Source organism: Tenggerimyces flavus (assembly GCF_016907715.1).
Classification (GTDB): Bacteria; Actinomycetota; Actinomycetes; order Propionibacteriales; family Actinopolymorphaceae; genus Tenggerimyces; species Tenggerimyces flavus.
In genome coordinates, this window is record NZ_JAFBCM010000001.1 from 4,832,166 (window position 1) to 4,854,984 (window position 22,819).

The following is a 22,819-nucleotide window of genomic DNA, read 5'->3' on the forward strand; positions in this document are numbered from 1 at the left end:
GACTGAGATGAGAAAGACCTTTGCCGCGTTGGCCATCGCGGCCTTGTGCGTGGTGACCGCGACGGTCGTTCCGTCCGCGACGGCGGCGGTGGCGGCGCGGCCCAACTTCGAACTGCCGTTTCCCTGTGGAGAGAAGTGGAACGGCGCCACCTACAACAACCACGGCGGATCGGGGAACGACTTCCCGCTCGACCTGAACTGGGGATCCGGCGACGACGACCTCGGCAAGCCCGTCGTCGCCAGCGCTGCCGGAACGGTGAGCTACGGCGTCGCCGGAGTCATCGAGATCAACCATGGCGACGGCTGGTCGACGTCGTACCGGCACCTCAGCAACCGCGTTGCGGCCAACGGGTCGACGGTCGCGCGGGGACAGCTGATCGGCAAGGTCGGCGAAGAGGGTAACGCGTCCGGGCCGCACCTGCACTATGCCCAGCAGCTGAACGGGACCGCCGTGCACATCGTGTTGCACGGCGTGGCGATCACCTACAGCTACGTGTACAACGGTCCGCTCTACACGAGCTACAACTGCGGAGTCTCGGCCCGTCCGGCGGAGAGTGTGAACGGTGACGCGTTCGACGATCTGTTGGCGGTGACGGCGTCGGACGAGTTGCGGATGTATCCGGGTCGTGCGACCGGGGTGTTCGGTCAGTCGGTGCGGGTGGGTCCGGGGTGGACGGACGCGGTGTTCAACCGGCTGGGTACGTCGGATGTGGATGGCGATGGTCTTGGTGACATCGTCGGAACGACGGCGGCGGGGAAGTTGAACTACTGGCGCAACAACGGAAATGGGACGTCGTTCTCGAAATCGACGAACGAGGGTTCTGGTTGGAGTGGCTACCAGTGGTTGACGTTCGTCGATCTCAACGGTGACAACAAGGCCGACATCGTCGCGCGCGATGGCGATGTCCTCTACTGGTGGCGTGGTCTGGGCACGGGTGTGTACGGGGCGCGGACGGAGATCGGTGAAGGGTGGGCCACGTTCCCGGAGTTCGGCGGTGGCGACGCCGACGGTGATGGTGACGGAGACCTGTGGGCCACCGACGCGGCCGGCAAGCTGTTCTTCTGGCGGGGCAACGGTGCGGGCGGGTTCGCTACCAAGATCGAGGCGGGGTCGGGGTGGAACGTGTTTGGTCCGTTCAACGTGATGGACCTCAACGGTGACGGCAAGGCGGATCTGGTCGCTGCCAATGCCGCGGGTGATCTGTTCCGGTGGCTGGGCAAGGGTGACGGCAAGTTCAACTCGGCCGGACCCCGCATCGGCTTCGGCTGGACCGACGTCCGCATCGCCAGCTACTAACGCATAACGACTGAAACCACCCGCTCGCCGCTCTGGTGGGCGGGTGGTTCGGCGTCCGCAAGCGGACGCCGGGGTGGACTCTCGCGCCGCGCGTGGCGAAGAGTGGCCCGCGGTTGGGACGGGGCAAGTCGATTCGAAAGGGTTTCTTCATGCCGTCGTCCCGTCGTGCACGGGCGTTCGTTCGCGCCGTTCTGACTGCCGTTGCCATCGTGGGCTTGACCTGCGCTTTGGGGGTCAGCGCCGTAGCCGCGCCGCCCCGGCCGGCCGCCGAGACCAAATTGGTGACGTACCGCGGCTACCAGGTCTCGGTGCCGAGCTCGTGGCCGGTGATCGAGCTGGCGAAGCAGAAGGTGTGCGTACGGTTCGACAAGTCGGCGGTCTACCTCGGTACACCGCGCTACCAGGAGACCTGCCCGGCGCACCTGGCCGGGAGCGACGCGGGCCTGCTGATCGAGCCGCTGACCACCGTGTCGGCCGCGCGTCCGGGGATCGTCCGCGCGAAGGCCGGCACAGCTGTCGGCGCCGCGACGACGGGGATGCGGCAGGTCGCGGTGGAAAGCGCCGGCGTCCTGGTGACGGCGGCACCGGGGGCGGGCGCCGTCCTCGGCACCGGCAAGGTCGTCGCCGGCGCCGCGCCCCGGAAGCTGGCGACGAAGGTCAGGCCGATGGCGTCGGTCGTGGTCGCGCCCGGCACCGCGAACGGCAAGGGCTTCGACCAGTGCGCGGCCCCGTCGCAGGGAACGATGGACGCGTGGCTGAAGTCGTCGCCGTACCGGGCCGTCGGCATCTACATCAGCGGCGTCCAACGAGCGTGCGCGCAGCCGAACCTCACCCCGAACTGGATCGCCAACCAGCACAGCCGCGGCTGGAAGTTCCTGCCGATCCACCTCGGCCTGCAAGCTCCGTGCCGCGGCTTCGGCGCCCGGATGTCATCCACACCGGCGACCGCGCGCAGCCAGGGTCGCTCGGCAGCTGTCGAGGCCGTCGGAGCCGCCGCCAACCTCGGCATCGTTCCCGGCAGCGTGCTCTACAACGACATGGAGTCGTACGACCGCGGCGGCTCCTGCAGCACCGCGGTGTTGAGCTTCCTAGCCGGCTGGACCGACGAGCTGCACGCTCGCGGCTACCTGTCCGGCGTCTACTCCAGCGTGTCGACCGGCATCGCCGACCTGGTCGCGAACTACTCCAGCTCCGCTTACACCCGGCCCGACCACGTGTTCTTCGCCTGGTGGAACAACGCGGCGAACACCGATGGCGGCTCGTACCTCCCGGACAGCTACTGGGCCAACCACCAGCGGGTGAAGCAGTACGCCGGCGACGTCACCGAGACCTGGGGCGGTGTGAGGATGGCGATCGACCGCGACTTCCTCGACACCGCGAACGGTGCCGCGGAGACCGTGAACGGCGACCGGTTCGACGACCTGCTCGCGATCGGGCCTGACAACACGCTGCGGCTGTATCCGGGCCGGTCCGACGGCGCGCTCGGTGCGGCGTCGGTCGTCGGCACGGGCTGGTCGAAGGCGTACAACCGGATCGGCGTCGGCGACAGCAACGCCGACGGGTACGCCGACGTGCTGGCGACGTCGACCGACGGCCGGCTGCACTACTGGCACAACGGCCGGGACGCGACGTTCGCCAAGCTGGAGAACGCGGGCTCGGGCTGGAACGCGCTCGAGTGGTTCGCGCTGGTCGACCTGAACGGCGACAACAAGGCCGACGTGGTCGCGCGGGACGGCGGCCTCCTGTACTGGTACCGCGGGCAGGGTTCCGGGACGTTCGCTACCCGGGTCCAGGTGGGCGAGGGGTGGTCGAACTTCGCCCGCTTCGCCGGCGGTGACGCCGATGGGGACGGCGACGGTGACTTGTGGGGCACGACGGCGGCCGGCGCGCTGTGGTTCTGGAAGGGCAACGGCAGCGGCGGCTTCTCGGCGGGAGTGAACGTCGGCAAGGGCTGGGACGGGTTCGGCCCGGTCAACGTGCTGGACCTGAACGGGGACCGGCGGGCCGACCTGGTCGCGGCGCGGAGCGACGGCAAGCTGTTCCGCTTCAGCGGGCGGGGCGACGGGACCGTCGCGGCCGCTGACGAGATCGGCACCGGGTGGGCTTCGTACCGGATCGCAGCGCACTAACGGCGTTGAGGTCCGGTTCGCGTTACCGTGGTGTCCGTGCAGGGGGGCGTCGACGAACGCGTAGCTGAGCAGGTGCGGCTCGGCGGCTACACGCTGCTCGAACGCGTCGGCGAGGGCGGCATGGGCTTCGTCCACCGCGCGGTCGACGGGCAGAACAACACCGTCGCGGTCAAGCTGCTGCGCCCGAACGTCGCGAGCGACGTGGAGAGCCGGCAGCGGTTCGCCCGCGAGGCCCGCGTGCTCGCGCGCGTCCGCGGCGACCACGTCGCGGAGGTGATCGACTCCGACCTCGCGGCCGAGACGCCGTACCTCGTGACCCGCTTCGTCTCCGGGCCGCCGCTGCACGACGTCGTGGCCAAGCACGGGGTGCTCGACGGCGCCGACCTGGCCGACCTGGCGGGGGACCTCGCGGACGCGCTGTGCTCGATCCATTCGGCCGGCGTCGTGCACCGCGACCTCAAGCCGGGCAACGTCCTGATCCACGACGGGGTCGCGGTCGTGATCGACTTCGGCATAGCGCAGATCGCCGACGAGACGCGCCTGACCATGCCTGGAATGGTGTACGGGACGCCTGGGTACGTCGCGCCGGAGGTGCTCTCCGGCGGCGCGGTCACGCCGGCGGCCGACATCCACGCGTGGGCGACCACGGTGACGTTCGCCGCGACCAACCGCGCACCGTTCGGCAAGGGCGGGCTGACGACGATCGCGTACCGGGTGCTGAACGACGACGTCGACCTGACCGGCTGCCCGCCGTGGCTCGTTCCGGTGCTGAAGCGCTGCCTGGCAAAGGACCCGCTGGACCGGCCGACGGCACCGGAGCTGCTGCTGTGGTTGGAGGAGGGCGAGGAGCCGGCCGACGTCCGGAAGTACCCGGCGGGACGGATCCCCACCTTCGTCGTGCCGGTGCAGCAGCCGGCGGAGGACGCCACGCCCCAGGCGGGACCGGACATCGTGCAGCCGTACGACTGGACGCGCGAGCCGCCGAGCCCGACCCGGCAGTACACGGCGGTGGCACCTTCGGCGGCGGCCGCGCCGTCGACAGGGCAGCTGCCGGTCGAGTCGCCCGCGCCGTCTCCGCAGCCGGTGAAAGCGCAGGGCGGCGGTCCGTTCAACCTGTCCCGGGTCGACCAGCGGAACCTGCACCCGGTCGTGACCGTGCTGCTGTTCGGCACCCTTACTGCGCTGGCCGCGACGCTCCCGATCGTGGCGCTGGTCGCACTGGTGTGCTGGCTGCTCGGCGTACGGATGGTCGACCGGGCGGCGCAACAGCTCGAACGTCGCCGTACCGGCAAGGGCCGCCGGCGCTCCGACGGCTGGGCCGTCGCCGGCGCGATGCCGTGGCACGGCACCCGCTCGCTGCTGTTCACCACGTTGACGCTGCCGATCGCGCTCGCCGGCGCGTTTGTCGTCGCGGCGATCCTCGTGTTGGGGATGCTGGCCGGGAACGTCACGCCACCGCTCGCCCTGGTCACCGCGGTCGGAGTCCTCGGCGCCGCGGCCCTGGCCTGGTGGGGCATCGAGGGGGAGAGCGTCCAGCGCGGCAGTATCCGGGTGCTGAACACACTGCTCAAGCCGCGCTGGCTCGCCATCGCGGTCGCCGCCGTGCTGAGCGTGGCGATCATCGGCTTCGTCGCCCTGGCCACGGTCGAGCCGGTGAACCCCTGGCCGTTCGGCGAGTTCCAGCTCCCGGGCCGCCTCGGCGGCCTGGTCGGCAACTGGATCGGCGGCCCGTCGCTCGGCGACTGACTCGCTCGGCGCGCCTAAGCTGCCCGGTCGACCGTGGCGGTTAACCTCCGAACAGGTGTTCGGCAAGAGGGAGGCGTGGGTGCGGGTGCTCGGGGTCGACCCCGGTCTGACGCGGTGTGGGCTGGGCATCGTCGACCAGGGGGCACAGCGCAAGCTGGCGCTCGTGGCCGTCGACGTCGTCCGCACCAGCCCGGACACCGACCTCGCGGTGCGGCTGTTCGCCGTCCAGTGCGCGGTCGAGCAGTGGCTGGACGACCATCAGCCGGACGCGGTCGCGCTCGAGCGGGTCTTCAGCCAGCACAACGTTCGTACCGTGATGGGGACGGCCCAGGTCAGCGGCGTCGTGATGGCGGCCGCGGCCAAGCGCGGGGTGCCCGTCGTTCTGCACACGCCGAGCGAGGTGAAGGCCGCCGTCACCGGCAACGGGCGCGCGGACAAGTCCCAGATCACGCACATGGTCACGCGGATCCTCATGCTGGAGAGCAGCCCGAAGCCGGCCGACGCCGCGGACGCGCTCGCGCTCGCGATCTGCCACCTGTGGCGCGGCCCCGCCGCGGCCAGGCTCGCGGCCGCGCAGAAGGCCGCCGGACCCGTTCGTACGCAGTGGAAAGTCCCGGGAGGTCGGTCATGATCGCGTTCGTCAAGGGGAAGGTCGCCTCGGTCGGGTACGACTCCGCCGTGGTCGAGGTCGGCGGCGTCGGCTTCGAGGTCCGCGCGACACCCGGCACGCTCGCCGAGCTCCGCATCGGTGAGCCGGCGACGTTGCCCACCAGCCTCGTCGTACGCGAGGACTCGCTCACGCTGTACGGGTTCGCCGACGAGGACGAGCGCACGGTGTTCGAGCTCGTCCAGACCGCCAGCGGCGTCGGCCCGCGCCTCGCGCAGGCGATCCTCGCCGTGCTGAGCCCGGACGACATCCGCCGCGCGGTCGCCACCGACGACCTCGTCACGCTCACCAAGGTCCCCGGCATCGGCAAGAAGGGCGCGCAACGCATCGCGCTGGAACTGAAGGACCGCCTCGGCGCCCCCGTCGGCACCGGCACCCACACGGCGAACGGCAGGCCCAGCATGAGCGCGGCCGCCGGCTGGCGCGACCAGGTCCACGCCGGCCTGATCAGCCTCGGCTGGTCCGTCCGCGAGGCCGACGCGGCCATCGACGCGGTCGTCCCGCTCGCCGAGGACCAGCTCGCCGCCGGCAAGACGCCGGAGGTCGCGACGTTGCTGAAGGCCGCGCTCCGGACGTTGTCGCGGGCGTGAGAGCGTGGACCCGATGACGCAGTACGAGGAGGGCGTGGTCTCCGCCGAGGCCTCCGATGACGAACGCGTCATCGAGAGCGCCCTGCGGCCTCGTACGCTCGACGAGCTGATCGGGCAGAACCGCGTCCGCGACCAGCTCGGGCTCGTGCTCGAAGCGGCCATGTCCCGGGGCAAACCGCCGGACCACGTGTTGCTGTCCGGTCCACCCGGGCTCGGCAAGACCACCTTGGCGATGATCATCGCGAACGAGCTCGCCACCCCGCTGCGCATCACGTCCGGCCCGGCGATCCAACACGCCGGCGATCTCGCCGCGATCCTCTCTTCGCTGAGCGAAGGCGAGGTGCTGTTCCTCGACGAGATCCACCGGATGAGCCGCCCCGCCGAAGAGATGCTCTACATGGCGATGGAGGACTTCCGCGTCGACGTCGTCGTCGGCAAAGGCCCCGGCGCGACCGCGATCCCGTTGGAGATCCCGCCGTTCACGCTGGTCGGCGCGACGACGCGTTCCGGGCTGTTGCCGGGACCGTTGCGCGACCGGTTCGGGTTCACCGCGCACCTGGACTACTACGAGACCAGCGAGCTGCAGCAGATCGTGCACCGTTCGGCCAAGCTGCTGGACGTCCCCGTCACCGACGACGGCGCACACGAGATCGGCGCGCGGTCACGGGGAACGGCGCGGATCGCCAACCGGCTGCTGCGCCGGGTCCGCGACTTCGCCCAGGTTCGGTCCGACGGCATCGTCCGCGAGGACACCGCCCGCGCGGCGTTGGCGCTGTTCGAGGTGGACGAGCTGGGGCTGGACCGGCTCGACCGCGCCGTGCTCGACGCGCTCTGCAAGCGTTTCGGCGGGGGACCGGTCGGCCTCGGCACGCTCGCGGTCGCGGTGGGGGAGGAACGCGAGACCGTCGAGGAGGTCGCCGAGCCGTTCCTCGTGCGGTGCGGCTACCTGCAACGCACCCCGCGCGGCCGGATGGCCACGCCAGCCGCCTGGAAGCACCTCGGCCTCGCCGTCCCCGTGGACGCCGCCTACGCGCCGAGCCTGTTCGACGTCGAGGACTAGCCGGCTGCCGCGGTGGCTCCCGAGTGACTCCCCAGTGGCGGCGAATGATCATGTTTACATGATCATTCGCCGCTCTACGTGGGGTACACCCCGCGTAGAGCACCCACTCGCCAGGTAGAGCGCCGTCGTGCCCATCCGCCAGCACCGGCGTAACGTGCTGTTCGTTGGATTCCGGAGCCAACGAGGTCGATCGCTGACGACGGATCGAGGGCCGGTCAACGGCTTTCGGGAACGACGCCGGACCCGGGTACGTTCATCCAGGTCACGCGGTTAGACTCCGCCGGTGGCCACTCTGCGTGGTCACTCCATGTCGAGGGCGCCCTTAGTCGAAGGACCGCCAGGGAAGGAACACCCGCGAGATGCGTGCCGAACAGCTCAGTACCTGGGCCGCCCAGTCCTCCGGAGGCGGAGGATCGTTGTGGACCCTGTTGCTTCCCGTGCTCCTGCTGGCCTTGTTCTACTTCGTGGCGATCCGCCCGCAGCGGCGCCGGCAGCGTGAGCAGCAGGAAATGCAGGGCCGCGTCCAGCCCGGCCAGCAGATCGTCACGACGACCGGCATGTACGCGACCGTCGTCGCGATCGAGAACGACGCCGTCGTGCTCGAGGTCGCCCCGGGCGTCCACTCGCGCTTCGTCAAGCAGGTCATCGGGCGGGTCATCGACCCCGTCGCCGACACGCCGGTCGAGTCCACCGACGCCACCGCCGCGGACGCGACGGAGCCGGTGACCGAGCCGGTGACCGACACGGACACGAAGACCGCCGACAAATCACAGAGCAGCAAGCCGGGCGACTCCGCCTCGAGCTAGACACGGGGGACAAGACAAAGTGGCAACGACGACCAAGAGGCCACATCCCTGGCGCGCGCTCCTCGCGCTGTTGGCCGCTCTGGTGGTCGGGTTCGTGGTGATGGCGCTGCTGGGCGCCTGGACTCCGCGGCTCGGCCTCGACCTGCGTGGTGGAACGTCCATCACGCTCACGGCTCGACCGGCCGCCGGGCAGGGACCGATCACGCCGGACCAGCTGAACGAGGCTGTCGACATCATCCGGAACCGGATCGGCGCGATCTCCGAGGCCGAGGTCACGACGCAGGGCAACGAGCACATCATCGTCGAGGTGCCCGGCGTCGGCCGCGACGAGATCGTCCGCCTGGTCGGACAGACCGCGCAGATGCGGTTCCGGCAGGTGCTCGCGGTGCAGGCGGCGAGCCTTCCGCCCGCACCGACCCCGACGCCGAGCCCCAGTGCCACCGGCCCGACGCCCAACCCGACCGCGACCGGCACGGCCGCACCGCAGCCGAGCGTGACGCCGTCGGGTACGGCGACGCCGCAGCCGACTCCGTCCGCGACCGCGACCAACGCGGGCCGGGCCGTCACGAGCGCGCTGCTCGCCCAGGGAACGGCCTCGCCGTCACCGTCGCCGAGCGCCACCGCGTCCACCCCCGCCACCCCCGCCACTCCCGCTCCGTCAGGTCCGCTGAAGATCGCCACGACGCCGGCGAACGAGGCGCAGCTCGCCGCGCTGGCGAAGTACAAGTGCGACGACTACGACGCGGCGAAGGACGACCCGAACCAGCCGCTGCTGACCTGTGACCGGGACGGCAGCCAGTCGTTCGTGCTCGGCCCGGCGATCATCCTCGGCTCGGAGATCGCCGACGCGACGCCTGGCCTTCCGCAGCAGGAGATCAACTGGCAGGTCTCGCTGAAGTTCAAGAACCAGGGCCCGAAGAAGCTCGCCCAGGCGAGCCGCGAGATGTACCAGCTGGATCCGCCGCTGAACTCGTTCGCGATCGTGCTCGACGGCAAGGTGATCTCGTACCCGAACTTCGAGGAGCCGATCCCCGGCGGCGAGGCGAGCATCACCGGCAACTTCACCCAGGTGCAGGCCACCGACCTCGCGAACGTGCTGAAGTACGGCGCGCTGCCGTTGGCGTTCGAGGCCAGTGAGGTGTCGACGGTCACGCCGACGCTCGGTGCCGACCAGCTGACCGGCGGCCTCACCGCCGGCATCATCGGCCTGGGCCTGGTCGTGATCTTCTCGTTCCTCTACTACCGCGGTCTCGGCCTCGTCGTCGTGGCCTCGCTCGCCGTCGCCGCGGCGATGACGTTCGCGGCGGTCGTGCTGCTCGGCGAGGCACAGGGCTTCACGTTGACGCTCGCCGGCATCGCCGGTCTGATCGTGGCGATCGGCATCACCGCGGACTCGTTCGTCGTGTTCTTCGAACGACTACGCGACGAGATCCGCGAGGGCAAGACGTTGCGCAGCGCGGTCGACAGCGGGTGGAACCGAGCCCGGCGTACGATCCTCGCCGCCGACTCGGTGTCGCTGCTCGCCGCCGTCGTGCTGTACGTGCTGTCGGTCGGCAACGTCCGCGGCTTCGCGTACGCACTCGGCCTGACCACGATCGTCGACCTGATCGTCGTGTTCCTGTTCACCAAACCGCTCGTGACCTTGCTCAGTCGCACGAAGTTCTTCGGCGAGGGGCATCGGCTGTCCGGCCTTGATCCATCCCGGTTGGGTGTCAGCAAGGCGAAGTTGACAGGCGCGTTCGGCCGCCGTACGCCCGCCCCGAGGGAGGCCTGATGTCCCGCCTTGGAGAGCTTGGACACAAGCTCTACACCGGTGAGGTCTCGATCGACTTCATCAAGCGGCGCAAGACCTGGTACCTCGTCTCGGTCGCGATCATCGTCATCTCGGTCGGCGGGCTCTGGCTCCGGGGCGTGGACTTCTCGATCGAGTTCCGTGGCGGTGCCGACTTCCAGGCGCCGGTCTCGACGAACAACGCGAACGAGCGCATCGCCGAGGTTCGCGAGGCCGTCGCGGAGACCGGGCTGGCCGAGGAGCCGATCGTCACCGCGGTCGGCAACAACCGGCTGGACATCCAGACCCCGCCGCTCGACGCGACCGAGGGTGTCCCGAAGATCCGGCAGGCGATCGCGGACGAGCTCGGCGTCGCCGAGGAAGACGTCAACTACTCGTTGATCGGTCCCAGCTGGGGTGGGCAGATCACCGCGAAGGCGCTGCAGGCGCTCGGGGTGTTCCTCGTCCTCGTCATGGGCGTGATCTGGCTGTACTTCCGCGAGTGGCGCATGTCGGTCGCGGCGATCGTCGCGCTGATCCACGACCTGGTGATCACGGTCGGCATCTACGCGCTCATCGGCTTCGAGGTGACGCCGGCGACCGTCATCGGTGTGCTGACGATCCTGGGTTATTCGCTGTACGACACGGTGGTCGTGTTCGACAAGGTCCGGGAGAACACCCGGGGGCTCGCGTCGAGCAGTCGCGTGACGTACAGCGACGCGGCCAACCTCGCGGTCAACCAGACGCTGGTGCGGTCGATCAACACCTCGATCATCGCGCTGCTGCCGGTCGCGGGCATCTTGTTCATCGGCACGTTCGTGCTGGGTGCGGGAACGTTGAAGGACCTCTCGCTGGCCCTGTTCATCGGTCTGGCCGCCGGTACGTACTCGTCGATCTTCACCGCGACGCCGTTGCTGTGCGACCTCAAGGAGCGCGAGCCCGCGATGAAGGCGCTGCGTCGCCGGGTCGAGCAGCGGCAGCAGAGCGACGCCGCGAAGGCCGGGCTCACTGGCGGCAAGAAGCCCTCGGGTGATGCTGCCGACGAGGCTGCTGACGAGGCGCCTGGTGGCGCCGAGCCGCGGCCCGCGGTGAAGGTGGGCCAGGCGCCGGGCAGCGGGTCCCGTACGCAGCCGCAACGCAAGACGCGGTCCACGCGTTCGTCGCGGCGGCCGAAGGGCCGCCGGTGACTCACGTCGCGTCCCCGGAGCCCGCGGGCGACATCGCCGACCTGGTGCGCTCGCGGATCCGGGACGTGGCCGACTACCCGAAGCCGGGGATCGTCTTCAAGGACATCACGCCCCTGTTGGCGGATCCGTCGGCTTTCCAGTCGACCGTGGAGGCGCTCGGGTCGCCCTGGCTTGGAGCCTCTCCCGCCGTGGACAAGGTCGTGGGCATCGAGGCGCGCGGCTTCATCCTCGCGGCTCCGGTGGCGCTGGCGTTGGGAGCGGGCTTCGTGCCCGTTCGGAAGGCGGGGAAGCTGCCGTCGGCCGTGCTGAGCCGCTCGTACGCGCTGGAGTACGGCGAGGCGACGCTCCAGGTGCACCGGGACGCGTTCGCGCCAGGGGAGCGGGTGCTGGTCGTGGACGACGTTCTGGCGACCGGCGGGACGGTCGAGGCGACGACGAGCCTGATCCGCGAAGCCGGCGCCGAGGTCGTCGGCGTCAGCGTGCTGCTCGAGCTGGCGTTCCTTGCCGGCCGGGCCCGGCTGGAGGGCCAGGACGGCTTCGACGTCCGCGCTTTGCTGACCGTCTCGGACTGACCCGGTCGCGGCACAACGGGCAGGCGTACTCGCGTGAGCAGAGTGCTCTACCTCTTCACCTGCGGTGCGCCGTTGGCCGCGCGTATCGGTGACGGCATCACCGCCGCACGCGCAGCGGGTTGGACGCCGGCCGTCATCCCCACCGAGGCATCCCTCGCCTGGATACCCGACGACGCGCTCGCTGATGTGCCCCACATCAGCGGGCATCGTCAACCAGGGCAGGAGAAACGTCTTCCTCCTGCGGACGCGGTCGCCGTGGTGCCGATGACGTTCAACACCCTCACCGCCTGGGCCACCGGGCGTGCCGACACCTACCCGCTCGCGACCCTGTGCGCCCGGCTCGGGGCCGGCACCCCTTGCGTCGCCGTACCCTTCGCCAAACACGACCTCGCCGGACACCCAGCCTGGACGACGTCGCTCGACCTGCTCCGCCGATCGGGCGTGGTTCTCGTCGATCCGTCCACCGGCACACGCGATCACGTCGAATCCACGCCCTCCGGCCAAGGCGACGCGATAACCGCCGCGTTCCGTTGGGACTGGGTACTCGACGTCTTCTGACAGGCGGAGTGCGGATCGGCCTGGCTGTCGAAATCTTCCCCTCCGCTCCGACGTCTCAGGCGACACCACGATCTGAGGAGATCTCATGAGCGACTTCCAGCCCCGACTCGGCGCCGTGACGCTGTTCGCCGAGGACCTGGCGACGACGAAGGCCTTCTACACCGAGATCTTCGGGCTGCCGGTGACCTGGGAGGACGACGTCTCGGTCGTCTTCCTCTTCGGCGAGACCATGGTCAACCTCCTGCAGGTGAGCGAGGCGCCGGGCCTCATCGCCCCGGTCGCGGTGGCGTCCCCGGACGCGGGCGCGCGGTTCCAGTTCACGATCCACGTGACCGACGTCGACGCCACCTGTGCCGAGCTCACCGGGCGTGGGGCGAAGCTCCTCAACGGGCCGATGGACCGGCCGTGGGGCATCCGTACCGCGCTGATCGCCGACCCCGCCGGGCACCTGTGGGAGATCGCCACCAAGGCCTAGCCTCGGGCGTCGTGGTCGCCTTACGCGGCCAGTGGCCGCTCTACCTGGCGTCCACCCCACGTAGAGCGGCGAATGATCATGTAAACATGATCATTCGCCCCAGGGCGGGGGCGGACAGGGCGAACCCACCGTCGGACGAAAGATCGAGGCTAGGTAGAGGCTAGTCCGCGTCCAGGCGGGATGTGTGGTGTGGCCCGTCCGGCGACGGATCGTGACCGGTTATCCACCTGTCGGCAGCGTCCGTGACAGCTCTCAGGTCACTCCCCGTACACTGGACTCTCGGCGTAACGAGGAGTGCCTGTGGCCGATGACAGAGTCTCGACCGCGCCGGTGCGTGGCGATACGGAGCGCCCGCAGCCGCGGCCGGTCAGTGCGCCCGGCACCGGGTCCAGCGTCGCGGCCGCCCGAGCGGCCGCGACTCGCGTGGTGCCCACGCCACCAGCCGAGACTCCGCCGGAGCCCGCTCCGGCCGCCCCAGAGGAGACCGAACGCAAGCGTGAGCGGCGCGGCCGGGCCAATGGCGCGACCACGTTCGCCGAGGGCTCCCGCCGCGTACGCGACCGCCTAGCCAGGCTTGGCCGGGGCACCCAGCAGGGCAACCCCGCGCTCGAGCCGCTGTTCCGGATCGTCCGGTCGACCCACCCGCGCGTTGACCTGAGTCAGATCGAGCGGGCGTACGTCACGGCCGAGCGCTACCACCGCGGCCAGTCCCGCAAGAGTGGCGACCCGTACATCACCCACCCGGTCGCCGTCGCCACGATCCTGGCCGAGCTCGGCATGACCCCGCCGACGCTGTGCGCCGCGCTGCTGCACGACACCGTCGAGGACACCCCGTACACGCTGAACGAGCTCAAGGCCGACTTCGGCGAAGAGATCGCGATGCTCGTCGACGGCGTCACGAAGCTCGACAAGGTCAAGTACGGCGAGAGCGCGCAGGCCGAGACGATCCGCAAGATGGTCATCGCGATGGCCAAGGACATCCGCGTGCTGGTCATCAAGCTCGCCGACCGGCTGCACAACATGCGGACGCTGCGGTACGTCAAGCAGTCCAGCCAGGAGCGCTCGGCCCGCGAGACGCTGGAGATCTACGCCTCCTTGGCCCACCGGCTGGGCATGAACACGCTGAAGTGGGAGATCGAGGACCTCGCGTTCGCGACCCTGCATCCCAAGCTGTACGACGAGATCGTCCGCCTGGTCGCTGAGCGCGCGCCCTCCCGCGACGAGTATCTGGCGAAGGTCGTCGACCGCGTGCAGGCCGACGTGCGGGCGGAGAAGGTCAAGGCGACGGTCACCGGACGGCCGAAGCACTACTACTCGATCTACCAGAAGATGATCGTCCGCGGCCGCGAGTTCGGCGAGATCTACGACCTGGTCGGCATCCGGGTGCTCGCCGAGTCCGTCCGCGACTGTTACCAGGCGCTCGGCGTCATCCATGCGCGATGGAACCCCGTTCCCGGGCGGTTCAAGGACTACATCGCGATGCCGAAGTTCAACATGTACCAGTCGCTGCACACGACAGTGATCGGGCCGGAGGGCAAGCCGGTCGAGATCCAGATCCGTACGTTCGCCATGCACCGCCGGGCGGAGTACGGCGTCGCCGCGCACTGGAAGTACAAGGAAGACTCCAACACCGGCATCGAGACCGACCGCTCCGCCGGGCCGAACGACATGGCGTGGCTGCGGCAGCTGCTCGACTGGCAGAAGGAGACCGAGGACCCGGGGGAGTTCCTCGAGTCGCTGCGGTTCGAGATCAACTCCACCCAGGTTTACGTGTTCACCCCGCGCGGCGACGTGTTGGCGCTGCCGGCCGGATCGACGCCGGTCGACTTCGCGTACGCGATCCACACCGAGGTCGGACACCGCTGTATCGGCGCGCGCGTCAACGGCCGCCTGGTGCCGTTGGAGAGCCAGCTGGAGAACGGCGACCTGGTCGAGGTCTTCACGTCCAAGGCCGAGGGCGCGGGACCGAGCCGCGACTGGCTGACCTTCGTCCGTTCGCCGCGGGCGCGCAACAAGATCCGGCACTGGTTCACCAAGGAACGCCGCGAAGAGGCGATCGACCAGGGCAAGGACGCGATCGCGCGGATCCTGCGCAAGGAGGGCCTGCCGCTCCAGCGCATGCTCACCCACGACCAGATGGCCGCGGTCGCGCGCGACCTGCGTTTCTCCGACGTGTCGGGCTTGTACGCCGCGGTCGGCGAGGGCTCGGTCACCGTCCAGGCCGTCGTCCGTCGGCTCGTGCAGGCGCTCGGGGTGGACGAGCAGGAGACCGAGGACCTGTCGGCCGCCGGAGCGGTCCTGTCGCCGGAGGCACGGCGCAAGGAACGGCTGCCGAACGGCGACTCCGGCGTGGTCGTGAAGGACGTCTCGGACGTCTGGGTGAAGCTCGCGAAGTGCTGCACCCCGGTGCCGGGCGACGGGATCGTCGGCTTCGTGACCCGCGGTGCGGGAGTCTCGGTGCACCGCGACGACTGCGTGAACGTGTCCCAGCTGCAATCCCAGCCCGAACGCATGGTCGCGGTCGAGTGGGCCCCGACGGCACAGTCGCTGTTCCTGGTCCAGATCCAGGTCGAGGCGCTGGACCGGGCGCGGTTGCTGTCGGACATCACCCGGGTGCTGTCGGACCAGCACGTGAACATCCTGTCCGCGTCGGTGACGACGACCCGCGACCGGGTGGCGAAGAGCCGGTTCACGTTCGAGATGGGTGACCCGAAGCACCTGGGCCACGTCCTGCGAGCAGTCCGCGGCGTCGACGGAGTGTTCGACGCGTACCGCCTCACCAACTGATCAGTTATCGAGAAGCAGCCGCACCTACCGCATACACCGCGCTCGTGTTGAAAGCTGTGCGCTAGCACCGATCCGGCGCGTAGATTGCAAGGGAGGTGCGGGAGGCTCTATGCGGTTTCGGCTGGTTCCGTGGGCAATGTCGCTGGTCATCGTTGGCGCGTTCTCCGGGGTCGCCGCCGCGACCCCCTCGCCCAAGGCTGACGTCGTGGTGACTGACCAGAAGGTCGACAAACCAGTCGACGAGAGCGATCCGGCGGTCATCCAGGCGCGCAAACACCAGCAGTTCGTGAACGACCTCGGTGCTCTGGTCGAGCAGAACCCGCGGATCTACGCCGCCCTCATGGCGCGGCCCGCGGGTCGCTACGAGGTGCTGATCAAGAGCGGGGCGAATCGATCGGCCGCGGTCCGCGCGGTGGTTGAGCTGGTGGCGAGGTCGGGCCGTCCGATCGACTCGGTCACGGTCACGGCTGCCGCCCCACGCTCGCGTGCGGAGCTGCTGGCTCTGCATGCCCGGGTGGACGCGCTGTTGGACGAGCTGCACGCCGCGGGCGCCGACATCGTGGGCACCGGGCCGGACTTCCAGCTCGGCAAGATCCAGATCGACATCGTGAGCGGCCAGGACGTCGCCGAAAGGGTCCTTGGCCCCCTTGTCGACGACGTCCATTTCGTGCAGAGCGTGATCACGAACCCCGATCCGAACGCCAAACCGCTTGCCTCGTGGCGTTAGGCGGGCGCCCGCACCGACACGTCAGTTCAGCGGCTGGAGCTCGTCAGCTCCGGCGTCGACCGCTCGGCGTCGCGCTGGCGCGGGACGCTGACAACCAGGCGAGCCGCGGCCGCGGCCCGGCGGCGGTTCCGCCAAGCACGCCACTTCGACGTACGTACAGACAGTCCTGCGTGCCGCCGGGAAGCTTCCGCCGCCTCGGTCAATTGGCGCAGGACGAACATCTCATATCCGCCGTTCACGGCGTTTCACTCCTCGAAGACATTCATCAGACGATCAGATACGTCTTCGAGATTACGCGCAGGCGGACCGGCCGAGCGAACCATTTACGCACGGCCCTACCAGGCCAATACCACGGCCCAGCAAGCGATTATCCGGAGAACTCGTCCAAGGTTTTCTCGGCCTCCGCCAGCCACAAACGCCGGGCTTCCAACGCCTCGGAGGCCTGCCGTTCGGCCCGGGCGTCGCCACGGGTCTGGGCCGCCGCGAGCTGCGACTCCAGCTTCGCGATCGACGTCCGCAGCTGCGTCACCGTGTCGTTCACCCGCGCTTGGGTCTCCGGGTTGGAACGGCGCCACTCGTTCTGCTCGGCCGCACGTACGGCCTCCTCGACTCGTCGCAGCCGGGACTCCACGGTCCGGATGGACTCGCGCGGCACCCGTCCGACGGCGTCCCAGCGTTCCACCAGCGAACGGAACGCCTCCCGCGCCGACCGATGGTCGCGGACCGGCAGCAACGCCTCGGCCTCGACCAGCAGCGCTTCCTTCGCGGTGAGGTTCGCGCGGTACTCGGTGTCCTGCTCGGCCAGCGTCTCGTTCCGCGAGGTGAAGAACCGGTCCTGCGCGGCCCGGAACCGCTTCCACAGCTGGTCCTCGACGTCGCGCGGTGCCGGGCCGGCCGCCTTCCAGCGCCGCATCAGCTCGCGGAACCGCCCGGACGTCGGACCCCACTCGGTCGAGTCGGCGAGCGTCTCGGCTTCGGCGGCGATCTCTTCCTTGACCGTACGAGAGTCCTCGCGCTGCGCGTTCAGCTCCGCGAAGTGCTGCTTCCGCCGCCGGGTGTACGCCGTCCGGGCGGAGGAGAACCGGTGCCACAGCTCGTCGTCGGTCGCCTTGTCCAGCCGGGGGAGCGCCTTCCACTGGTCCAGCAGCTCGCGGAACCGCCCGACCCCGCCGCGCCAGTCGGTGCCGGCGGACAGCGTCTCCGCCTCGGCGGCGATCGAGGCCTTGGTGTCCTTCGCCTCGTCCAGCTGCCGCCGGCGTTCCTCGCGCCGCGCGGTCCGCCGCTCGGCGACGACCTTCTCCAACTCGTCCAGCCGGGTCAGCAGCGAGTCGAGGTCGCCGACCGCCTGCGCGGTCTCGACGTTGCGCCGTTCCCGCCGCACCGCCTGGTGCGCGTCGTCGGGCGCGAGCACGCCGGACGTGATCCGGGAGCCGAGGAGCTCGACCTCGAGCGCGATCGCCTCGTACTTGCGCTTGAAGAACGCGAGCGCGCCCTCGGGATCACCGACCTGCCACGATCCGACGCGACGCTCGCCAGCCGCAGTGCGCACGAACACCGTTCCGTCGTCGGCGACTCTGCCCCAGCTGTCCTCTGCGGTTGCGCTCACTGCTCGCTCCTGGTCGACAGATCACTTCTTGGTGATCTTGACATCCTGAATCACTACGGCGGTCTTCGGGCTTCCGACTCCCGCCACCGGGCTGGTGCTCGGCGTTACTCCACCTTTGGCGATCTTCTCGACGATGTCGAGTCCTTTCGTCACCTTCCCGAAGACGGTGACGGGTCGATCGAACGTCGAGGCCTTGCCGTACGTGACGAGGAACTGGCTTCCGCCGCGGTTCGCGTCGCCCGCCATGACCAGGCTGCCGGCCGGGACGGAGGCCGATTTCTCGTTCTCTCCCGCGAAGATGTACCCCGGCCCGCTCGTCGGGGTCCCGGTCAGCGAGCCGCAGCGCAGGTACGACGCTTTGGCAGGCGCGGAGGCGAGTTCGGTGCAGGCCGTCTTGTCGAACGCGTTCTTGGTCGCGAGGAAGTCGAACGAGTTCGTCGAGCACGGCGCGACCTTCGGATCGAGCGTCGCGGTGATCGTGCCCTGGCTGGTGACGATCGAGGCGACGTACGAGGCCGCGAGCGTCGGCTTGGTCGGCGGCAGGCCGACCTCCTTCTGGTCCGCACCGGCCTCCGCCTGGTAGAGGCACTCGCCGGCCTTCGGCTGCGGGGCAGCGACCGGCGTGGTCGAAGGTGCGACCGAAGGAGCGGAGACCGACGGCGAAGGAGTCGGTGTGGCCGCCTCCGATGGCTCGTCGCGCACCAGCAGGTAGACGCCATAGCCACCGGCGATGACCGCGATCACGCCCACGACGGCACCGATGACGATCGCTCGCTGCCGGACCTTGCGCCGATGAACGGCGCGAGCCTGCTGCTGGCGCTCCCACTTCTCGCGGGCCAGCTGCCGCTGGCGCTGTCTCCTACTGACCACGTGGGCGACCTACTCTTCGGCGGAGGAAAACGGCTCGATTGGAGGGTCAGTCTAAGCAAAGGTCCGAAAACCCGCCGGAAGGACGGCAGCCCCGACGAATCCGGGTCGCAGCCGGCAATCAGCGCTGGGTACGCTCGGTACGCCGCACCCCTCCATTTACTAAGGATCCTTCGTGTTCGTCGCCGGCTTCCCGACCGGGGGCTTCGCCGCCAACTGCTACGTGCTGGCGACCGACCCCGGCACGGAGTGCGTGGTCGTCGACCCCGGCGAGGATGCGGCGCAAGCGGTCGCCGAGGTCGTCCGCGAGCACCGGCTCAAGCCGGTCGCCGTCGTCCTCACCCACGGCCACCTCGATCACATGTGGGCCGTCACGCCGGTGTGCGGAACCTACGAAGCCACCTGCTGGGTCCACCCCGAGGACCGGCACCTGCTCGCCGACCCGCTCGCCGGGATCTCCCCGCAGTGGGCGAGCTCGCTTCTGGGCGACGGCGAGAAGTTCGCCGAGCCCGACGACGTCCGCGAGCTCACCGACGGCGTCACGCTGGAGCTCGCCGGCCTGCAGTTCGTCGTCGACCACACCCCTGGCCATACGAGGGGGTCGGTGACGTACCGGACGCCGTACGCGGGCGAGGAGATCCCGGAGCTGATGTTCTCCGGGGATCTGCTGTTCGCCGGCTCCATCGGACGCACCGACCTGCCGGGTGGAGACCATCCGACGATCCTGCGCAGCCTTGCCACCAAGGTGTTGCCGCTCGACGACCGGATCGTGGTCCTGCCCGGCCACGGCGACCAGACGACCATTGGCCGTGAGCGCCAGACCAATCCGTTCCTCACCGGGTTGGCAGTGCCCGGCGAGGACAGAGGAAAGTTCCATTGAACGCGACCTATCAAGGCCCCAAAGGGGTTCCTGACTACTTCCCACCCGACTCCCGCGCCTTCAAGGCGGTGCGCGACGCGCTGACCGGTGCCGCGGAGCTGGCGGGCTACGACTACATCGAGATCCCCGTCTTCGAGGACACGGCCCTGTTCGTCCGCGGCGTCGGGGAGTCGACCGACATCGTGAACAAGGAGATGTTCACGTTCGACGACCGCGGCGGCCGCTCGCTCACGCTGCGCCCAGAGGGAACGGTCGGCGTCCTCCGCTCGATCGTCGAGCACGGCCTGGACCGCGGCCAGCTGCCGGCGAAGCTCTGGTACGCCGGGCAGTTCTTCCGCGCCGAACGCCCACAGGCCGGCCGGTACCGCCAGTTCCACCAGGTCGGCATCGAGGCGGTCGGCGTGGACGACCCCGCGCTCGACGCGGAGGTCGTCGCGATCGCCGACGAGGGGTTCCGCGCGCTCGGCCTCACCGACTACCGCCTCGAGCTGACCTCGCTCGGCTGCAAGGAATGCCGGCCCGCCTACCGTGAGCTGCTCGTCGCGTTCCTGGAGAAGCTCGACCTGGACGACGAGACCCGGCGGCGCGCACAGCTCAACCCGCTCCGCGTGCTCGACGACAAGCGCGAATCGGTCCAGAAGCAGCTGACCGAAGCGCCGCTGATCGTCGACCACCTGTGCGCCGAGTGCGCCGAGCACTTCGCGGCCGTGAAGCGCGGCCTCGACCTGCTCGGGGTGAAGTACGAGCTCAACCCGCGGCTGGTGCGCGGCCTCGACTACTACACGCGGACGACGTTCGAGTTCGTGCACGCCAAGCTCGGATCGCAGTCCGCGATGGGCGGCGGCGGCCGGTACGACGGCCTGATGGGCGAGCTCGGCGGGCAGGACCTGTCGGGCATCGGCTTCGGGCTCGGCACCGACCGGACGTTCCTCGCCTGCAAGGCCGAGGGGCTCGAGGTCGGCAACCAGGCGCGTTGTCAGGCGTTCCTGGTGCCTCTGGGTGACCAGGCGCGGGAGCGCTGCGTAGTCCTCGCCGGTGAGCTCCGTGCACTCGGTGTCAGCGTCGACCTCGCGTACGGCAGCCGCGGGCTCAAGGGCGCGATGCGCGGCGCCGACCGCGCCGGTGCCGACTACGCGGTCGTGATCGGCGACCGCGACCTCGAGGCAGGCACCGGACAGCTCAAGGACCTGCGTTCCGGCGAACAGATCGAACTACCGCTCGCTGACATTGCTCAACAGGTGAAGGAGAAACTCGGGTGATCCGCACCCACGAAGCCGGCGTCCTGCGCGCTGAGCACATCGGCCAGAACGTGACGTTGACCGGGTGGGTGGCCCGCCGCCGTGACCACGGCGGCGTCGCGTTCGTCGACCTGCGGGACGCTTCCGGCGTCGCGCAGGTGGTGATCCGGGACGAGCAGGCCGCGCACGGACTGCGCCAGGAGTACTGCCTCCGCGTCGTCGGCGAGGTGAGCAGACGCCCCGAGGGCAACGAGAATCCTGGCCTGCCCACGGGCGAGATCGAGGTCGTCGTCGACACCGTCGACGTGCTCAGCGAGTCGGCGCCGTTGCCGTTCCCGGTCGAGGAACATCACACGACACCGGTGAACGAAGAGGTCCGGCTCCGCTACCGCTACCTCGACCTGCGCCGTCCCGACATGGCTGCCAACCTCAGGTTGCGCTCGCGGGTGACCCGGCTGATCCGCGACGTGATGGACGACAACTCCTTCCTGGACGTGGAAACGCCGTACCTCACCCGGTCGACGCCGGAGGGCGCGCGCGACTTCCTGGTGCCCGTACGGCTGCAGCCAGGCAGCTGGTACGCGCTGCCGCAGTCACCGCAGCTGTTCAAGCAGCTGCTGATGGTCGCGGGCTTCGAGCGCTACTTCCAGATCGCGCGCTGCTTCCGCGACGAGGACTTCCGCGCCGACCGGCAGCCGGAGTTCACCCAGCTGGACGTGGAGATGTCGTTCGGCACCACCGACGACGTGGTCACGCTGACCGAGCAGCTGATCGAGCGGATCTGGCGCGAGGTTCACGGTTATCAAGTGACGTTGCCGATTCCGCGCATGACGTACGCGGAGGCGATGCGGCGGTTCGGCATCGACCGGCCCGATCTGCGCTTCGGGTGCGAGCTCGTCGACTTCACCGCGTACTTCGCGAACACGCCGTTTCGCGTGTTCGCTCCCAAGGGTGACGACTGGCACGTCGGCGCGGTTGTCATGCCGGGCGGCGCGAGCCAGGCCCGCCGCGAGCTCGACGCGTGGCAGGAGTGGGCGCGCTCGCGCGGGGCCAAGGGCCTGGCGTACGTGCTCGTGGGAGAGGACGGCGAACTGGGCGGCCCAGTAGCGAAGAACCTCTCCGAGGAGGAGCGCACGGGGCTGGTGGCGCACGCCGGCGCGAAGCCGGGCGACTGTGTGTTCTTCGGCGCCGGTACGCGGTCGGAGGCGCTCGGCCTGCTCGCGGCGACGCGGCTCGAGGTGGGGGAGCGGTGCGGCCTGATCGACCACTCCCGTTGGGAATTCTGCTGGGTCGTCGACGCGCCGATGTTCGAGAAGGTCGTCGCCGATGACGGCACGACGGGGTGGACGGCCATTCACCACCCGTTCACCGCGCCGACCGCGGAGTGGGTGGACCGGTTCGACAAGGAGCCGGGGGAGGCGCTGAGCCAGGCGTACGACATCGTGCTCAACGGCACCGAGCTGGGTGGCGGTTCGATCCGTATCCACCAACGCGACGTGCAGCAGCGCGTGTTCGAGGTGATCGGCCTGTCCGAGGAGGAGGCGACGAGCCAGTTCGGCTTCCTGCTCGACGCGTTCCAGTACGGACCGCCGCCGCACGGCGGAATCGCGCTCGGGCTGGACCGGCTGTGCGCGTTGCTCACCGGCGCGGAGTCGATTCGTGACGTGATCGCGTTCCCGAAGACCGCGTCCGGCTCGGACCCGTTGACCGGTGCGCCGTCGCCGATCACGGCCGTACAACGACGCGATGCGGGTGTAGACGCGGCGCCGAAAGTCCCTTAGGGCGTGTCTGGAAGATAGCGTCGGTCATCGCGCGTAGCGCGATGGCGCGCGGCGCATCGCGCCCGGCTGGGTGTG

General features: G+C 69.6%; 20 protein-coding genes. 17 read left to right on the forward strand and 3 right to left on the reverse strand.

The window, feature by feature from the left end; genetic code table 11:
- Nucleotides 1-7 precede the first annotated feature (7 nt).
- The 14 genes from JOD67_RS22575 to JOD67_RS22640 all read left to right on the forward strand — a co-directional run bounded on the left by JOD67_RS22575 (nucleotide 8) and on the right by JOD67_RS22640 (nucleotide 16,372).
- Nucleotides 8-1,297 carry a VCBS repeat domain-containing M23 family metallopeptidase gene (locus JOD67_RS22575; protein ID WP_205119688.1) on the forward strand — a complete coding sequence of 430 codons (1,290 nt, stop codon included), beginning with the start codon at nucleotides 8-10 and terminating at the stop codon, nucleotides 1,295-1,297.
- A gap of 149 nt (nucleotides 1,298-1,446) precedes the next feature.
- Nucleotides 1,447-3,426 carry a glycoside hydrolase domain-containing protein gene (locus JOD67_RS22580; RefSeq protein ID WP_205119689.1) on the forward strand — a complete coding sequence of 660 codons (1,980 nt, stop codon included), beginning with the start codon at nucleotides 1,447-1,449 and terminating at the stop codon, nucleotides 3,424-3,426.
- Nucleotides 3,427-3,462: 36 nt separating this feature from the next.
- Nucleotides 3,463-5,172, forward strand: coding sequence for a serine/threonine-protein kinase (locus JOD67_RS22585; RefSeq protein WP_205119690.1), 1,710 nt, complete (start codon nucleotides 3,463-3,465; stop codon nucleotides 5,170-5,172).
- Nucleotides 5,173-5,251: 79 nt separating this feature from the next.
- On the forward strand, nucleotides 5,252-5,803 hold the full coding sequence (gene ruvC / locus JOD67_RS22590) for a crossover junction endodeoxyribonuclease RuvC (RefSeq protein WP_205123125.1): 552 nt from the start codon (nucleotides 5,252-5,254) through the stop codon (nucleotides 5,801-5,803).
- The gene (ruvA, locus tag JOD67_RS22595) at nucleotides 5,800-6,429 is read left to right on the forward strand and encodes a Holliday junction branch migration protein RuvA (RefSeq protein WP_205119691.1); all 630 of its coding nucleotides are present in this window, start codon (nucleotides 5,800-5,802) and stop codon (nucleotides 6,427-6,429) included. Before ruvC ends, ruvA begins: the two co-directional genes overlap by 4 nt.
- Before the next feature lie 13 nt (nucleotides 6,430-6,442).
- The gene (gene ruvB, locus JOD67_RS22600; RefSeq protein WP_205119692.1) at nucleotides 6,443-7,489 is read left to right on the forward strand and encodes a Holliday junction branch migration DNA helicase RuvB; all 1,047 of its coding nucleotides are present in this window, start codon (nucleotides 6,443-6,445) and stop codon (nucleotides 7,487-7,489) included.
- A 359-nt stretch (nucleotides 7,490-7,848) separates the two neighbouring features.
- Nucleotides 7,849-8,295, forward strand: coding sequence for a preprotein translocase subunit YajC (yajC, locus tag JOD67_RS22605; RefSeq protein WP_205119693.1), 447 nt, complete (start codon nucleotides 7,849-7,851; stop codon nucleotides 8,293-8,295).
- A 19-nt stretch (nucleotides 8,296-8,314) separates the two neighbouring features.
- Nucleotides 8,315-10,069 carry a protein translocase subunit SecD gene (gene secD, locus JOD67_RS22610; RefSeq protein WP_307782504.1) on the forward strand — a complete coding sequence of 585 codons (1,755 nt, stop codon included), beginning with the start codon at nucleotides 8,315-8,317 and terminating at the stop codon, nucleotides 10,067-10,069.
- Complete coding sequence (gene secF / locus JOD67_RS22615) at nucleotides 10,069-11,253, forward strand: protein translocase subunit SecF (RefSeq protein ID WP_205119694.1); 1,185 nt, start codon at nucleotides 10,069-10,071, stop codon at nucleotides 11,251-11,253. Before secD ends, secF begins: the two co-directional genes overlap by 1 nt.
- Nucleotides 11,250-11,825: an adenine phosphoribosyltransferase gene (locus JOD67_RS22620; protein ID WP_307782505.1), complete on the forward strand. Its 576-nt coding sequence runs from the start codon at nucleotides 11,250-11,252 to the stop codon at nucleotides 11,823-11,825. The genes secF and JOD67_RS22620 overlap by 4 nt, the downstream gene beginning before the upstream one ends.
- A 33-nt stretch (nucleotides 11,826-11,858) precedes the next feature.
- Nucleotides 11,859-12,383: a flavoprotein gene (locus JOD67_RS22625; RefSeq protein WP_205119695.1), complete on the forward strand. Its 525-nt coding sequence runs from the start codon at nucleotides 11,859-11,861 to the stop codon at nucleotides 12,381-12,383.
- Between the two features lie 85 nt (nucleotides 12,384-12,468).
- Nucleotides 12,469-12,858: a VOC family protein gene (locus JOD67_RS22630; protein ID WP_205119696.1), complete on the forward strand. Its 390-nt coding sequence runs from the start codon at nucleotides 12,469-12,471 to the stop codon at nucleotides 12,856-12,858.
- A 300-nt stretch (nucleotides 12,859-13,158) separates the two neighbouring features.
- Nucleotides 13,159-15,645, forward strand: coding sequence for a RelA/SpoT family protein (locus tag JOD67_RS22635; protein WP_307782506.1), 2,487 nt, complete (start codon nucleotides 13,159-13,161; stop codon nucleotides 15,643-15,645).
- Between the two features lie 109 nt (nucleotides 15,646-15,754).
- Nucleotides 15,755-16,372, forward strand: a complete 618-nt coding sequence (locus JOD67_RS22640; protein ID WP_205119697.1) for a hypothetical protein — start codon at nucleotides 15,755-15,757, stop codon at nucleotides 16,370-16,372.
- Nucleotides 16,373-16,398: 26 nt separating this feature from the next.
- Here JOD67_RS22640 and JOD67_RS22645 read toward each other — a convergent pair whose 3' ends face one another.
- The 3 genes from JOD67_RS22645 to JOD67_RS42010 all read right to left on the reverse strand — a co-directional run bounded on the left by JOD67_RS22645 (nucleotide 16,399) and on the right by JOD67_RS42010 (nucleotide 18,848).
- The gene (locus JOD67_RS22645; RefSeq protein WP_205119698.1) at nucleotides 16,399-16,611 is read right to left on the reverse strand and encodes a hypothetical protein; all 213 of its coding nucleotides are present in this window, start codon (nucleotides 16,609-16,611) and stop codon (nucleotides 16,399-16,401) included.
- A gap of 128 nt (nucleotides 16,612-16,739) precedes the next feature.
- Nucleotides 16,740-17,978 carry a DUF349 domain-containing protein gene (locus JOD67_RS22650; protein WP_205119699.1) on the reverse strand — a complete coding sequence of 413 codons (1,239 nt, stop codon included), beginning with the start codon at nucleotides 17,976-17,978 and terminating at the stop codon, nucleotides 16,740-16,742.
- Between the two features lie 21 nt (nucleotides 17,979-17,999).
- On the reverse strand, nucleotides 18,000-18,848 hold the full coding sequence (locus JOD67_RS42010) for a peptidylprolyl isomerase (protein WP_205119700.1): 849 nt from the start codon (nucleotides 18,846-18,848) through the stop codon (nucleotides 18,000-18,002).
- 172 nt (nucleotides 18,849-19,020) lie between these two features.
- On the opposite strand from JOD67_RS42010, the gene JOD67_RS22660 reads away from it, so the two are divergent.
- From JOD67_RS22660 to aspS, 3 genes are read left to right on the forward strand one after another with little or no spacing between them, the layout of a single operon-like run.
- Nucleotides 19,021-19,725: an MBL fold metallo-hydrolase gene (locus JOD67_RS22660; RefSeq protein ID WP_205119701.1), complete on the forward strand. Its 705-nt coding sequence runs from the start codon at nucleotides 19,021-19,023 to the stop codon at nucleotides 19,723-19,725.
- Nucleotides 19,722-20,984: a histidine--tRNA ligase gene (gene hisS / locus JOD67_RS22665; protein ID WP_205119702.1), complete on the forward strand. Its 1,263-nt coding sequence runs from the start codon at nucleotides 19,722-19,724 to the stop codon at nucleotides 20,982-20,984. Before JOD67_RS22660 ends, hisS begins: the two co-directional genes overlap by 4 nt.
- Nucleotides 20,981-22,744, forward strand: a complete 1,764-nt coding sequence (gene aspS / locus JOD67_RS22670) for an aspartate--tRNA ligase (RefSeq protein ID WP_205119703.1) — start codon at nucleotides 20,981-20,983, stop codon at nucleotides 22,742-22,744. The genes hisS and aspS overlap by 4 nt, the downstream gene beginning before the upstream one ends.
- Nucleotides 22,745-22,819: the final 75 nt, after the last annotated feature.

Coding starts and splice junctions, on each gene's coding strand:
- ruvB (WP_205119692.1), top strand. CDS start 6,443: ATGACGCAGTACGAGGAGGGCGTGGTCTCCGCCGAGGCCTCCGATGAC.
- JOD67_RS22630 (WP_205119696.1), top strand. CDS start 12,469: ATGAGCGACTTCCAGCCCCGACTCGGCGCCGTGACGCTGTTCGCCGAG.
- yajC (WP_205119693.1), top strand. CDS start 7,849: ATGCGTGCCGAACAGCTCAGTACCTGGGCCGCCCAGTCCTCCGGAGGC.
- secF (WP_205119694.1), top strand. CDS start 10,069: ATGTCCCGCCTTGGAGAGCTTGGACACAAGCTCTACACCGGTGAGGTC.
- JOD67_RS22640 (WP_205119697.1), top strand. CDS start 15,755: ATGCGGTTTCGGCTGGTTCCGTGGGCAATGTCGCTGGTCATCGTTGGC.
- JOD67_RS22580 (WP_205119689.1), top strand. CDS start 1,447: ATGCCGTCGTCCCGTCGTGCACGGGCGTTCGTTCGCGCCGTTCTGACT.
- JOD67_RS22575 (WP_205119688.1), top strand. CDS start 8: ATGAGAAAGACCTTTGCCGCGTTGGCCATCGCGGCCTTGTGCGTGGTG.
- ruvA (WP_205119691.1), top strand. CDS start 5,800: ATGATCGCGTTCGTCAAGGGGAAGGTCGCCTCGGTCGGGTACGACTCC.